Annotated in this window: 18 protein-coding genes; all 18 read left to right on the forward strand. The window is 29.1% G+C overall.

From position 1 onward, the window contains the following. Positions 1 to 144 precede the first annotated feature (144 nt). Positions 145 to 2,040 carry a ribosomal protection-like ABC-F family protein gene (gene abc-f / locus BET03_RS10085; protein ID WP_120169926.1) on the forward strand — a complete coding sequence of 632 codons (1,896 nt, stop codon included), beginning with the start codon at positions 145 to 147 and terminating at the stop codon, positions 2,038 to 2,040. A gap of 111 nt (positions 2,041 to 2,151) precedes the next feature. Continuing rightward, a complete protein-coding gene (locus BET03_RS10090) occupies positions 2,152 to 2,742 on the forward strand; it encodes an HD domain-containing protein (protein WP_120169928.1) in 591 nt (196 codons plus the stop codon). Positions 2,743 to 2,849: 107 nt separating this feature from the next. Continuing rightward, entirely contained in the window at positions 2,850 to 3,281 is a 432-nt protein-coding gene (locus tag BET03_RS10095; RefSeq protein WP_120169930.1) for a DMT family transporter, read from the forward strand. 46 nt (positions 3,282 to 3,327) lie between these two features. Further along, entirely contained in the window at positions 3,328 to 3,792 is a 465-nt protein-coding gene (locus BET03_RS10100; protein WP_120169932.1) for a GNAT family N-acetyltransferase, read from the forward strand. 243 nt (positions 3,793 to 4,035) lie between these two features. Further along, the gene (locus tag BET03_RS10105) at positions 4,036 to 4,827 is read left to right on the forward strand and encodes an alpha/beta hydrolase (RefSeq protein WP_120169934.1); all 792 of its coding nucleotides are present in this window, start codon (positions 4,036 to 4,038) and stop codon (positions 4,825 to 4,827) included. 51 nt (positions 4,828 to 4,878) lie between these two features. Further along, a complete protein-coding gene (locus BET03_RS10110) occupies positions 4,879 to 5,169 on the forward strand; it encodes a DUF1648 domain-containing protein (RefSeq protein WP_120169936.1) in 291 nt (96 codons plus the stop codon). A 234-nt stretch (positions 5,170 to 5,403) separates the two neighbouring features. Further along, positions 5,404 to 6,501 carry a DNA glycosylase AlkZ-like family protein gene (locus BET03_RS10115; protein WP_279230388.1) on the forward strand — a complete coding sequence of 366 codons (1,098 nt, stop codon included), beginning with the start codon at positions 5,404 to 5,406 and terminating at the stop codon, positions 6,499 to 6,501. A gap of 147 nt (positions 6,502 to 6,648) precedes the next feature. After that, positions 6,649 to 7,017 carry a PH domain-containing protein gene (locus BET03_RS10120; protein ID WP_120169940.1) on the forward strand — a complete coding sequence of 123 codons (369 nt, stop codon included), beginning with the start codon at positions 6,649 to 6,651 and terminating at the stop codon, positions 7,015 to 7,017. 26 nt (positions 7,018 to 7,043) lie between these two features. Further along, positions 7,044 to 7,172, forward strand: a complete 129-nt coding sequence (locus BET03_RS13975; protein ID WP_279230382.1) for a hypothetical protein — start codon at positions 7,044 to 7,046, stop codon at positions 7,170 to 7,172. Further along, on the forward strand, positions 7,151 to 7,306 hold the full coding sequence (locus tag BET03_RS13685) for a hypothetical protein (protein WP_183108825.1): 156 nt from the start codon (positions 7,151 to 7,153) through the stop codon (positions 7,304 to 7,306). Before BET03_RS13975 ends, BET03_RS13685 begins: the two co-directional genes overlap by 22 nt. Before the next feature lie 362 nt (positions 7,307 to 7,668). Further along, positions 7,669 to 8,142: a PTS sugar transporter subunit IIA gene (locus BET03_RS10125; protein ID WP_183108826.1), complete on the forward strand. Its 474-nt coding sequence runs from the start codon at positions 7,669 to 7,671 to the stop codon at positions 8,140 to 8,142. Positions 8,143 to 8,192: 50 nt separating this feature from the next. Next, positions 8,193 to 8,477, forward strand: coding sequence for a PTS sugar transporter subunit IIB (locus BET03_RS10130; RefSeq protein ID WP_120169944.1), 285 nt, complete (start codon positions 8,193 to 8,195; stop codon positions 8,475 to 8,477). 36 nt (positions 8,478 to 8,513) lie between these two features. Continuing rightward, a complete protein-coding gene (locus BET03_RS10135) occupies positions 8,514 to 9,878 on the forward strand; it encodes a PTS galactitol transporter subunit IIC (RefSeq protein ID WP_120169946.1) in 1,365 nt (454 codons plus the stop codon). A gap of 67 nt (positions 9,879 to 9,945) precedes the next feature. Beyond that, the gene (locus BET03_RS10140; protein ID WP_120169948.1) at positions 9,946 to 10,578 is read left to right on the forward strand and encodes a class II aldolase/adducin family protein; all 633 of its coding nucleotides are present in this window, start codon (positions 9,946 to 9,948) and stop codon (positions 10,576 to 10,578) included. Positions 10,579 to 10,593: 15 nt separating this feature from the next. After that, positions 10,594 to 11,307 (forward strand): PHP domain-containing protein, encoded by a 714-nt coding sequence (locus tag BET03_RS10145; RefSeq protein WP_120169950.1) that lies wholly within the window; start codon positions 10,594 to 10,596, stop codon positions 11,305 to 11,307. A gap of 26 nt (positions 11,308 to 11,333) precedes the next feature. Beyond that, the gene (locus BET03_RS10150; RefSeq protein ID WP_120169952.1) at positions 11,334 to 12,266 is read left to right on the forward strand and encodes a 1-phosphofructokinase family hexose kinase; all 933 of its coding nucleotides are present in this window, start codon (positions 11,334 to 11,336) and stop codon (positions 12,264 to 12,266) included. Between the two features lie 15 nt (positions 12,267 to 12,281). Then, on the forward strand, positions 12,282 to 12,899 hold the full coding sequence (locus BET03_RS10155; RefSeq protein WP_120169954.1) for a class II aldolase/adducin family protein: 618 nt from the start codon (positions 12,282 to 12,284) through the stop codon (positions 12,897 to 12,899). A gap of 13 nt (positions 12,900 to 12,912) precedes the next feature. Next, positions 12,913 to 13,131 (forward strand): hypothetical protein, encoded by a 219-nt coding sequence (locus BET03_RS10160; protein WP_120169956.1) that lies wholly within the window; start codon positions 12,913 to 12,915, stop codon positions 13,129 to 13,131. Positions 13,132 to 13,184: the final 53 nt, after the last annotated feature.

Here is a 13,184-nt window from a genome sequence, read left to right on the forward strand (position 1 = left end):
ATCTTTATATATAGATTTAGCTAGTTAGCCTAGGTAATGATTACTTGCCTAGGCTTTTTTTGTTCATTTTTAAGTTTAAGTCTAGGCGATGATTTAGTTGCCTAGGCTTTATTTTTTTTGAACATTAATAAAGGAGTGATTTTTATGATAGAGTTATCGTTAAATGAAATAAAAAAATATTACGGTGCTAACTTAGTGCTTGAAAATATTACATTTGAGGCCAAAACTGGTGAAAAGATAGGAATAATAGGTGGGAATGGGACTGGTAAGACTACAATATTTAGAATTATTGCTGGAATAGAGGAATATGATGGTGGTGTTTTAGCTATAAGAAAGGGAGCAAGTATAGGGTATTTAAATCAAATACCTAATTATCCTAAGGACTATAAAGTAATAGATGTTTTAAAAACAGCATTTAAAAAGGTATTAAGTATAAGGGAAGATATGGTAAAGTTAGAGGAAAAAATGTCTAAAGCTAATGAAGATGAACTCAATAAAATAATGAAAAAATATGGAGAACTACAAAATAAATTTGAACATATGGGAGGCTATGAAATAGAAGAAAAATTAAGTAAGATATGCTCAGGTTTTAAGTTTACTGATAAGTTTGTGAAAAGAAGGTTTATGACTTTAAGTGGTGGTGAAAAAACTACAGTTGTTTTAGCTAAAATTTTGTTGCAAAATCCTGACATTTTACTCTTAGATGAGCCTTCTAATCATCTGGATATTGAATCAGTTGAATGGCTTGAGGATTATTTAAAAGAATATAGGGGAACAGTTTTAATAATATCCCATGATAGATATTTTTTAGATAGGGTAGTAAACAGAATAGTTGAAATAGAGGATAAAAAATCAAGTATTTATGATGGTAACTATTCGTACTATGTAGAAGAAAAGGAAAGAAGGCTTTTAGCCCAATATCAGGAATACCAAAATCAACAGAAAAAAATAAAGGCTATGGAGGAAGCAATTAATCGATTTAAACAATGGGGAAATGTAGGGGATAACGATAAGATGTTTATTAAAGCACGTAATATGCAAAGAAGAATAGAACGAATGGAAAAAGTAGATAAGCCAATTTTAGAGAAAAAGAAGATACAGCTAAATTTTTCGGTAGATAGTAGATCAGGAAAGGATGTAGTAAAGGTAGAGGGGTTAAAAAAGTCCTTTGGTAATAAAGTGGTACTTGATAATCTTAATTTACATGTCAGGTATTCAGAAAAGGTTGCGGTTTTAGGAAAAAACGGTAGTGGAAAATCTACATTAATTAAAATTTTGTTAAATCAATATAAATGGGACAAGGGAGAAGTTAAGTTAGGCTCAAATGTAAAGATAGGGTATTTACCTCAGAATATAGCCTTTGAGGATGAAAATACTACTGTACTTGAAACCTTTATGAGAAGTTGCAATGTGATAGAAGGGGTTGCAAGGGGAATATTAGCAAAATTTCTATTTTATGATGAAGATGTATTTAAAAAGGTAGCTAACTTATCTGGAGGTGAAAAGAGTAGACTAAAGCTTTGTCAGTTAATGCATCAGGATATAAACCTATTAATACTTGATGAGCCTACAAATCATTTAGATATTGATTCAAGGGAAATGTTAGAAGAGGCATTAGAAAATTTTAAAGGAACTTTAATTTTTATATCACACGATAGATACTTTATTAATAAACTAGCAACGAGAATTGTAGAAATACAAAATAAAAGATTAAAGGAATACTTAGGTAACTATGATTACTATAAAGAAAAAAAGAGTGAGGAATATTTTAAAGAAGATAAAAAGCCTAAGGAAGTTAAAAAGAATAAGAAGAAAAAAATAAAAAAGAAAAAAGTGGCTAAAAAAGATAATAGTAAGCTCATAAAGAAACTTGAAAGGGAGATAGAAGATACAGAAGATTTAATTAAACAAAAAGATAAGGAAATGGAGGAATTTGCTTCAGATTATGAAAAATTAAATGAACTATACAAAGAAAAGGATAAGTTGCAACAAAAGCTTGACTCATTATTAGAGGAATGGGTAAGTTTACAAGGAAACTAGATTAGTTGAGGTAGAGTAAGTTTTAAGTTTCTATTTAACATTAAGGAAGAAAGTGGTAAAATAAGAGTGTGTAAACAAGATAATATTGGACTTTTTAAGGAGGCATTATAAATGGCAAGTAAAAGACTAAAAAAACAGCTTGATTTTATAGTTGAAATAGACAAGCTTAAGAAAATTATAAGACAGACTGATTTAATCCATACATCAAGGAGAGAAAATGATGCTGAACATTCATGGCATCTTGCAGTTATGACTATGATACTTTCTGAATATGCTAATAAAGAGATAGATGTATTAAAGGTAATGAAAATGGTACTTATCCATGATTTAGTTGAAATAGATGCAGGTGATACCTTCTGCTATGATGAAAAAGGTAATGAAGATAAGGCAGAACGCGAAGAAAAGGCAGCAGATAGAATCTTTAATATTCTTCCTGAAGACCAAGCAAAGGAAATAAGAAATCTATGGGAAGAGTTCGAAGAAATGACAACAGATGAAGCAAGGTTTGCCGCTGCTTTAGACAGAATGCAACCTTTAATCCACAATTATATGACAGAGGGAGGAAGCTGGAAGCGACATAGTATTAGGAAGGAACAAGTAATTAAAAGGGCTAAACCTATTTTAGAAGGTTCAGAAGAGCTATGGGATTTTGTTAAAAATCTTATTGAAGATTCAGTTAAAAAAGGATATCTTAAAGAATAATATATACTAAGGCAGCCGTAATGGCTGCCTTGAAACTGTTATAACTAGATAAAATATATGAATAAAATAAATATTTATTAGTCTTTTATGTATAGGAGGATAGAAAAATGGTTTGGGGAGTAGTTTTTTCAATATTAGCTGGAATTTTAATTTCATTTCAAGGAATTTTTAATGCAAGGGCAAGTGAAAAAATAGGTTTTTGGTTTACTAATACTTTTGTCCATGGAAGTGGGTTTTTATTGGCTTTAATAATTCTAATTATTGTTGAACAAGTTGATTTCGTAAAAATTAAAAATGTTAATCCATTATACCTAATAGGAGGATTTTTAGGAGTAGCAATTATTTATAGTGTAACTAAGGGAATTACTGATTTAGGGGCTACTTATGCAGTAACAATATTAATCGTTACCCAAATTATTGTTAATGCTGTTATAAATTATTTCGGTTTTTTTGGTGAAGAAATAATATTATTTTCAGGTTATAAAATATTAGGTTTACTGCTTATGTTAAGTGGACTTATTTTATATCAACTGGCATGATAGATTATTTATGAATAATTTAAAAATTATCGTGGAGGAATAGCTAATGATAAAGGTTAGAAGGGCTAATATGTCTGATATAAAAGAAATAATGGAGCTGTTTTATGATACTGTACATAACATTAATATAAAAGATTATTCTAAAGAACAAGTAAATGCTTGGGCTCCAAAGAATTTTGAAGTTGCAAAATTTCAAAAGTTTGTAAAAGAAAATATCTTCTTTGTTGCTGAACATAAAGGTAGAATTGTTGGTTTTGGTGACTTAGATAAAGATGGATATCTTAACTGTCTTTATACCCATAAGGATTTTCAAAATAGGGGAGCTGGGTCAAAGATTGTAAATATTATAGAGGAGAAAGCAAAAAAATTAGGTTTTACTGAGATTATTACAGAAGCAAGTATAACTGCAAAATCCTTTTTTCAACGAAAAGGATTTAAGTGTTTGAAGAAACAAAATAAAGAACACAATGGAGTAAGTTTTATAAATTATAAGATGAAAAAACAATTGTAAAATGAAATTAAGTGAACTACTTAGTAAATTAGATATTTATTTAAAATGTGAAAAAATATTCAAGTTTTCATATAAAAAAACTATTGTAAAAATTAGATAAATATGGTATTCTACAACTAACCAGTTAGTTAAAAAATTCAAGAAAAATTTTTAGAAGAAGTTAACCAAATAGTTAGTTACATGTATTTTGGGTATTACTTTATTGTAAAAAAGGATTATTAATCTTGAAAGGATGTGAAAAGTATGTATTTTACAGCAAGTGATGGGGCTAAAATATATTATGAGACATATGGAGAGGAAAATAATCCGTCAATTTTTCTTCTCCATGGAATTGGTGGAGACCATGCTATGTGGAAACCACAGGTAAGAAAATACGCTGATGAGGGATTTTTTGTTGTGGCTATGGATTTACGTGGACATGGATCATCAGAAAAAGTGGATAAGCTTACGCTAGATGATTGGAATAGAGATATATTAGATTTAGCGAAAAAACTTGATATTGATAGGATACATTGTTTAATAGGGGTTAGCATGGGAGGAGTAATTTCTCAAAGCTTTGCAGCTAATTACCCGGAAAAAATCAATAAATTAGTATTGTGTGACACTTTTGGAGAATTAAAAACTTTTAAGGAGAAGCTTTTAGGATATTCACAGGTTATTGGATTTAGGATTTTTAGTCTACTAGGAAATAAAACTTTTGCAAAGGCTATGTCTTCCTATTATAAAGAAGATCATGCACAAAAAGCCAAAAAATATTTTTATGATGTTTCTTTAAAGGCCCACTTTAACCAACTAATATTAGCAAGAAAGGCTATTAATAATGTTAAAGTACTAGAAAAATTAAAAAAAGTAGATGTAGAGTCTTTAGTATTGGTAGGGGATTTAGCTGGAGAAAATTTTGTTAATATTAATAGGAAAATAAGTGATTCATTAAAAAATTCTATATTTAAGATAATAAGAAATTCAAAAGATCCATCAAATTTAGTAAATCAAAGGGAATTTGATAATAATGTGCTTCAATTTATAAAAAACTAATATTATTAATCAAATATTGTAAAGGATAATTAATTTAAGGAGACAGAAAATATGAATTTACAAAAATTAGGTTTTAAGCTTTTCTATGGTATAGTTATAGCAACAATTCTTATTAATATTATTGTATACCAGTATTTACCTAATAGAGTAGGTATGCAAATTACATTATCTGGACGGTTAGATAACTATGTACCTAAGTTTATTTTTGTAATTATTGCTCCTTTAATTTTAATTGCAAGTACAGTTTTAGCAAAAAATTTAAAAGAAGAATATAAAAAAGTTTTATTAGTTAATATTGTAATATTCATTGCTAATATTATTATGATACTAGCTAATATATAATTTACAAAGTCAAAGGATAATAAGTTATTCCTTTGACTTTTTTAATAAACTAAATGTTTACAAATAAAGGGATATATTAATATATCAAGAAATATAAATAAAAGAAATTATTATGGGGGGATAAAAATTAATAAAATTAAATTAACCAAAGAACAGGCAAGACAATTTATTTTAATACATCAAGGTTTATTACCACCTCGTAAACTTAAAGGAAAAAATGGTATATTAGACTTTATTAGAAAGGTTGGATGTATTCAATTTGACCCATTGAATAGAGTTGGCCAGAATCCTGATCTTGTACTTCAGTCTCGAATAAAGGATTACAAGCCAACCCTTCTCCAAGAACTTTTATATACTGACAGGAAACTACTAGATGGATGGGATAAAAACATGTCCATATATTCTATTGAAGATTGGCCTTATTTTGAAAGATATAGGATGAATGCATATAAAAAATATAAAAGAAAATCTAAAGATTTAAATAAAATACTACCAGAAGTAAGAAAAGTACTTAAGGAAAAAGGTCCATTATCATCTATTGATTTAAAATTTGATACAAAAATAGATTGGGCATGGGCACCTACTAGAGTATCAAGGGCTGCATTAGAGAGTATGTATTCATGGGGGGAATTAATAGTACATCATAAGGTAGGTACGAGGAAATATTACGATTTTACCGAAAAATATCTTCCAGATAACTTACTTTCAACCCCTGACCCTAACACTTCCGATAAAGAATACTATAAATGGCATATTAAAAGAAGAATAAGAGGGATAGGTATGTTATGGGCCCTTTCTGGGGGATCATGGTTAGGTATTAAAGGATTAAAGAAAGGGATACGTACTGAAATACTTTCAGAACTTGTTAAAAATGATGAAGTTATATTAATTAAAGTAGAAAACATTGAAAATCCTTTTTATATTCTAAAGGAAGATGAAGAATTACTACATAGGGTTTTAAATGGAGTTTGTATTGAACCACAAGTATCATTTATTGCACCATTAGATAATATTTTGTGGGATAGAAAATTAGTAAAGAAGATATTTGATTTTGAATATGTTTGGGAGGTCTACAAGCCAGTTAAAGAAAGAAAATATGGATATTATGTCTTACCGATTTTATATGGTGATAAGTTTATTGGACGGTTTGAACCTGTATTAGATAAAAAATCAAACCAACTTGTGATAAAAAATTGGTGGTGGGAACCGGAAGTTTCTATAACAGATAATTTACATTATGCTTTAATTAGTGCTTTAAAAGATTTTTTAAATTATCTAGGTGCAGATAAAGTGAAAATAAGTAATAATAAAAATTTTCCATCAATATTATAATTAAAGTATATAATAACTAAATAGAAATAGTGTTAAAAAGAGGAATCTGTAGATATTTAAGGAAATATATATAGTATTTAAGTAACATGAATACAATATTTTCATAAGTATAATGGGAAGAATTTTAATATTTAGGAGGAGAATGTTATGGCTAGCTTAAATGAAATTATGTCTTGGACCTTTGTTAAAGAAACAAAACCACCTTCTGAAGTCAATGAAATATTAGTAGACGGTGAATATGTTGAAGCTGCCTATAAAACAATTCGTGATGTAGCTGTTATAACTAACAAGAGAATCATAATAGCAGATAAGCAAGGCATAACTGGAAAGAAAGTAGAAGTATATACTATACCATTTAAATCTATAATTATGTATTCAAGCGAAAACTCACGTGGAGTTCTTGATTTTAATGCTGAGTTGGAGTTATGGACTAGAGTTGGTAAGTTAAAGCTTAATCTTAAAAAGGGTATTGATATTCGCAAATTAGATAGGATTATCGGTAAATACATTTTGTAATGGTCTAATATTAAGGAGGAAAATGAGTGCGAATACCTAAATACTTTAGAAATAAAATTATACGTACATTTGGAGATAAAGGTGAGAGGTGGTTATTAGATTTACCAGAAATATTTAAAATGTGTAAAGAAAAATGGAGATTAGAAAAAGGATAATAGCTACATGCTTGTTTATAGATAAGGTACTTAGCACATGTTGGTTATTTGAGGATAATGCTAATCCAGATAAAATAGAAAATACAATTAATGATTGCCAATTTTTTCTTGACTATCTTGTAAATCTTTTATAAGGTTAAGCACGTTAAGTTATTATTATCCATAGCTTAACATAGAAATAGGATTAAAATGAAATATAAAATTAGCAAAATTGTACTTTTTATAATTAAATATTAAATTTTACAATATAATATAAAATCCTCTTTGGTTTAAACTACCAAAGAGGATTTTATATTGTTAGTATATCTTTTAGTATGATAAATTGAAAAATTTATTTTTGAATTATTTTTATGCACTTATTTAATTAATTAAATAAGTGCATAAATGTGATGTAAAATGTAGTAAATTCAATATTAAAAAGATTATGCACAAAATTGGCACAGATTTTGCGATTAATATATAGCAAACATAAAATATGACAGAAGAGGTGTTAAAAATGGAGATTACTCAAGTTTCAACACTATTTAATCCAGAGTTAATACTTTTCGATGTGACAGCCAATGATAGGACTGAATTACTGAAAAAATTATCTCAGAAATTAAAAGAAAAAGGATATGTAAGAGAGTCATTTGAAGAGGCTGTAATTGAAAGAGAAAAGGTATATCCTACAGGTCTACCTACACCTGGTGTTTCTGTAGCTTTGCCACATACTGATTCAATACATGTTTTAAAACCTGTTATATTAATAGCTAACTTGAAAAGACCAGTAGCCTTTAAAGAAATGGGAAATGGTATAAGAGATATTCTAGCTGAATTAGTTTTTATGCTCGCAATAAATCAACCAGAAAAACAAATAGAAGTGCTTAAAAAACTAATGAGTATATTTAGTAAAAAAGATGTATTACTAGCAATTAAAGAAGCTAAAAATCCAAGCAAAGTATTAGAAATACTTAAAGAACAAATGAACTAAAAAATATTTAAATTTGAACCTTGATATATGCTATGAAAGGAGGTGGAAAAATGAAAAGAATTATTGTTGCATGTGGTTCAGGAGTAGCAACTTCACAAACAGTAGCTTCTAAAGTTGCTGAATTATGTGAGCAAAGGGGAATTATGGCAGAAGTTGAAGCAGTTGATATTAAGTCATTAGATGCTCATATTAAAAATTGTGATTTATACATATCAATAACTCCTTATGTGAAAGAAGATTACGGTGTACCTACAATAAGTGGAATACCATTTTTAACAGGAGTAGGGATGGAAGAAGCTATGAAGGAAGTAGAAAGAATACTAAAAGTTAAATAATTCTATTGAATGCAAGGAATAAAAGGGGGAAAGAGAATGTTAAAAAGTATAATAAATTATATTTTAGATTTAGGGCCTGCTGTGTTCTTACCTGCATTGATGATAATAATTGGGCTTATTATTAGAATGAAATTTAGGAAAGCCTTTACATCTGCTCTTACTCTAGGTGTCGCTTTCTTAGGAATGAGTGTAGTATTAGATTTCATGTTTTCAGCTATTGGACCTGCTTCTGAAGCGTTTGTAAAAAATACCGGATTGCAATTAAAGGCAATTGATTTAGGGTGGACTCCATTAGCTGCTATAGCTTGGGCATGGCCATATGCCTTTCTTATCTTTCCTATTCAAATAGCCATAAACTTAATAATGTTAGCTTTTGGTTGGACAAATTGCTTGAACGTGGATATGTGGAATGTTTGGAATAAAATATTAACAGCTGTTTTAGTTGCTGGAGTGACTGGTAGTTTACCAGCAGCTTTTATAGTAGCTGGGATTCAGGTAATATTTGAATTGAAAAATGCAGATATAACACAAAAGCAAGTATACCAAATTACAAGAATTCCTGGAATAGCGTTACCGCACTCAATGTCAATGTTTGCTGTAGTTTTAGCTCCATTAAATAGATTATTGGATTTTATACCAGGATTAAAAAATGCAGATGTTGATGCAGCAAAATTAAAGGAGAAAATAGGTATATTTGGCGAAAATCATGTAATGGGATTTATTATTGGAATTTTGATAGCTTTATTTGCTAAGTATGATTTTAAACAGACTCTTACATTAGGAGTACAAGCAGCAACAGCTTTAACTCTATTCCCAATGGTAGCTAAATTATTTATGCAAGCTTTAGCACCTATTTCTGATGCAGCTGGAGAATTTATGAAAAAGAGATTTCCTGGCAGGGAATTTTATATTGGATTAGATTGGCCTTTCCTTGCTGGTCAACCAGAATTATGGGTTGCTGCTATAATACTTGTTCCTTTTATCTTGCTTATGGCAGTAATACTTCCTGGAAATGCAGTACTACCTTTTGGAGGAATAATCAACATATGTTTTGTTGTACCTGCTTTAATAGTGACTGGGAAAAATTTAGTGAGAATGGTTATTCTAGGAGTTATTACCACACCAGTATTCTTGTATATTGCAACTACATTCGCACCTATTATTACAGATTTAGGTAAAAAAGTAGGAACTGTAGAAATTCCAGCTAATCAATTAATAACCTGGAATGGGATGGAAATGCCAGTATTTAGATGGGTTTTCTCACAGGGGGCAGATATAATAAATGGTAATTTCCTTGGATTCGCAATTTTAGTTGGCTGGCTAGCTATATATGTATGGTATTACAAACATATGAAAAAGAGAGAAGAAATAGCTGAAAAAGAGTTAAGTGCTAATGCTTAAATTAATCTTTTAAATAATTGTGAGGAGCAGTTTGCTCCTCACAAAGATACTTAAAAGAGGTGAGTATATGTTAGAAAGATTAAAGCAAAAGTTAGTTGAAATAGCACAAAAAGCAGATAAAAGTGGCTTATGTAGACATAAGTCAGGGAATTTTAGTATTAGAGACTCTAAAACTGGCTTTATTGTAATAACTCCTTCAGGTATCTCTAGAGAAACACTTGAAACAAAACATATAGTAATTGTTGATATAGATGGCAATGTTATTGAAAAAAAATCTAATGTTAAACCTTCAAGTGAAATGAAAATGCACTTAAAGGCGTACAAAGTCAGAAAAGATATTTTTGGAATAGCTCATACTCATTCACCCTATGCTACAGCATTTGCTGTTCAGGCTATGGAAATAAAACCAGTAGTTTTTCAAGCATTAGCTTATGGAGGCAGAGTGCCAGTAGCCAAATATCAAAGACCTGGGACAAAAGAATTAGCAGATAGTATTATTAAACCTTTGCAGGTTTCTGATGCTTGTTTACTTGAAAAACATGGAGTACTTACAGTAGGGAAAGATTTAGATGATGCTTACCTAAAAGCACATTACGTTGAAGATGTTGCAAAAATAGTTATATTTGCTAAGGTGCTTGGGAATGGAATATTACCTGATGAGATACCAAATGAAGATTTTAAAGCAGTCATAAATCCCTAAAAGGAGAATTAGAAAATGAATTTAATTGGTGATTTTCATATACATACAATTGCAAGTGGAGATGCTTTTGGTACTATTAGAGAAATTGTTAATGTAGCTAAAAAAAAGAAGTTAAAATGTATTTCCATAACGGAACATGGTCCTAAAATGGAAGCTTCGGCTCATTATTATTATTTTGAAAGTTTAATTGATAATGTAAAGGAAGATTCAGGACTAATTATATATTCAGGTGTAGAAGCAAATATAATTGATGATAAAGGAACTTTAGATTTACCAGATTCAATTCTTGAAAAACTTGAGTTCATAATAGTTTCTTTTCATGACTTTTCTTGGGAGGATAAAGGGATAATAAAGAACACTAAAGCACTAAAATCGGCGTTATTAAAATATAATGTGAAGTGTATTGCTCATTTAAATCATCCACTTTATCCAATTCATATTCAGGAAATTATTCCTATTTTAATAGATAGAAATATTACAATAGAAATCAATAATAAATCTCTCAAAAAAGAAAAAAACAATTGGCTAAATTTTAAAGATATTATATTGAAATGCAGGAACAAAGGGGTTAAATTTTTAGTCAATTCTGATGCACATTATCCTTTACAAGTTGGAGAATTTAGGACTGCTTTAGAATTTGCTAATTATGCTGGACTGAAAGAAGATGATATTATAAATACTCACTTTGATAGATTAATTGAATATTTTAACTTACGTAAAAATTGCTGATCTTTATATTTTTGAGGAGGAATTCCATGATTATTACAGTTACATTAAACCCTGCATTAGACAAAATTATATTTATAAATAAGCTAATTAAAAACCACAATAATAGGTCACAAAAAATAGTTTATGACATAGGAGGAAAAGCAACACATGTTTCAGTGGTATTATCAGCATTAGGCATTGAAAATATTGCTACAGGCATTTTGGCAGGTCAAAATGGTGAACATGTTCAAAAACTATTAGAAAATAAAAAAGTGAAATGTGACTATATATGGCAAAAAGGAAATGAAACCAGAGAAAGTTTAATAATAGTACCTCAAGAAGAGGAAGGTAGTTATATGATTACCCAAAGGGGGTTTGGTATAAACAAGAGTACTTTTGACAAGATTAAACAAAAGTTGAAAGCATTAATTAAGCCCGATGATATAGTTGTATTTTCTGGAGGTCCCCCTCCTAAAATTACAGTAAAAATGTATAGAGAATTATTGGAAATCGTAAAAGATAAAAAAGCTAAATTGATTGTTGATGTAAGTAGAGATTATTTAAAAGAGGCTATTGATGTTAAACCATATCTAATTAAACCAAATGAAACAGAATTTAAAGAAATTATAGGAAAAAATATTAATTCTGAAGAAGAATACATTAACGAGCTGAAAAAATTGAATGAAAAAGGAGTAAGTACTGTCGCTTTATCTTTAGGAAGAAAAGGAAGTATTATTAGTACGAAAGAAAAAGTATTAAGAATATATCCACCTAAAGTAAGAGAGGTGAACGATACAGGTTGTGGAGACGTTTTTTTAGGTGGTGCAGTTGCGCAAATTTCAAAGAATAAAGGAATAAAAGAAATTTTTAATTTTGCAACAGCTATAAGCGCTTCAAAAGCCACTAAGGAAGGAAGTTCAGAGTTTTGTTTGAAACAAACTTACAAATTAATGAAGGAAGTTAAAATAGATTTAGTTTAGGGGGAGTTGATATAGATGATGTTTTTAGAGGAAAGAAAACAAATTTGTGAAGTAGCAAGAATTATGTTTGATAGAAAACTTACAAATGCAGCAGGAGGAAATATCTCTTTACGCATAAATAAAGAATATATTTTAATGACCCCAACTCTAATGTCTCAAAGAAAGTTTTGCAGATTAACTCCAGAAGAAATATTAGTATTAGATTATAATCTGAATAAGATTGAAGGTGAAGGGAGAGTTACTAGAGAAGCTAATATGCATTTAAGTGTTTTAGAAAATGTCCCCTTAGCTAACGCTATTATACATGCTCATCCAAATCACTCTACGGTTTTTGCTTGTCTAGGTATTGATATGCCTATTTATTATGAGGCTTGTGAGAAACTGAAAGAAATTAAAACTTTACCTTATGCAAAAGCTTGCAGTGTAGAGTTAGCACAAAAAACTGCTAAATATATGAAAAACAGAAAAAATGAAATAAAAAGACATGGAATAGTTGTATTATTGAGAAAACATGGTATTCTTGTAGTAGACCAAGATTTATATAAGGCTTATGACTTATTGGAAAGGGTAGAAACAAATGCTTATGTAAGTTTGCAAGCAAAAAAGTTTGAGGAACTTGAATATGCAAGATAATAGGGGGAAGTATATGAAAGTATGGCAATGGTATTTTCTTGTATTTGTTTCTACATGTTTATTAATAACTACTTTTTTTACTAAAAATATTGTTGTAACTATAGGAACATTTATATTAGTTATGCATCTTAATAGACATACTGAAAAAATACCTTTACCTAAGCAATTTAGAAAGTATAATATTCTGTCACAGAAAACCAAAAAAATTTTTAAAGCTGATATAAAAGAATAGAACAAGAAATATATATTATATAGGAGATTATAATATATAAAAGCATTATGATA

Source organism: Thermohalobacter berrensis, from assembly GCF_003609645.1.
Taxonomy (GTDB): domain Bacteria; phylum Bacillota; class Clostridia; order Tissierellales; family Thermohalobacteraceae; genus Thermohalobacter; species Thermohalobacter berrensis.

Coding starts and splice junctions, on each gene's coding strand:
- abc-f (WP_120169926.1), top strand. CDS start 145: ATGATAGAGTTATCGTTAAATGAAATAAAAAAATATTACGGTGCTAAC.
- BET03_RS10155 (WP_120169954.1), top strand. CDS start 12,282: ATGATGTTTTTAGAGGAAAGAAAACAAATTTGTGAAGTAGCAAGAATT.
- BET03_RS10120 (WP_120169940.1), top strand. CDS start 6,649: ATGGCTAGCTTAAATGAAATTATGTCTTGGACCTTTGTTAAAGAAACA.
- BET03_RS10110 (WP_120169936.1), top strand. CDS start 4,879: ATGAATTTACAAAAATTAGGTTTTAAGCTTTTCTATGGTATAGTTATA.
- BET03_RS10145 (WP_120169950.1), top strand. CDS start 10,594: ATGAATTTAATTGGTGATTTTCATATACATACAATTGCAAGTGGAGAT.
- BET03_RS13685 (WP_183108825.1), top strand. CDS start 7,151: ATGGAGATTAGAAAAAGGATAATAGCTACATGCTTGTTTATAGATAAG.
- BET03_RS10095 (WP_120169930.1), top strand. CDS start 2,850: ATGGTTTGGGGAGTAGTTTTTTCAATATTAGCTGGAATTTTAATTTCA.
- BET03_RS10100 (WP_120169932.1), top strand. CDS start 3,328: ATGATAAAGGTTAGAAGGGCTAATATGTCTGATATAAAAGAAATAATG.
- BET03_RS10090 (WP_120169928.1), top strand. CDS start 2,152: ATGGCAAGTAAAAGACTAAAAAAACAGCTTGATTTTATAGTTGAAATA.
- BET03_RS10130 (WP_120169944.1), top strand. CDS start 8,193: ATGAAAAGAATTATTGTTGCATGTGGTTCAGGAGTAGCAACTTCACAA.
- BET03_RS10160 (WP_120169956.1), top strand. CDS start 12,913: ATGAAAGTATGGCAATGGTATTTTCTTGTATTTGTTTCTACATGTTTA.
- BET03_RS10135 (WP_120169946.1), top strand. CDS start 8,514: ATGTTAAAAAGTATAATAAATTATATTTTAGATTTAGGGCCTGCTGTG.
- BET03_RS10150 (WP_120169952.1), top strand. CDS start 11,334: ATGATTATTACAGTTACATTAAACCCTGCATTAGACAAAATTATATTT.
- BET03_RS10140 (WP_120169948.1), top strand. CDS start 9,946: ATGTTAGAAAGATTAAAGCAAAAGTTAGTTGAAATAGCACAAAAAGCA.
- BET03_RS10125 (WP_183108826.1), top strand. CDS start 7,669: ATGGAGATTACTCAAGTTTCAACACTATTTAATCCAGAGTTAATACTT.
- BET03_RS10105 (WP_120169934.1), top strand. CDS start 4,036: ATGTATTTTACAGCAAGTGATGGGGCTAAAATATATTATGAGACATAT.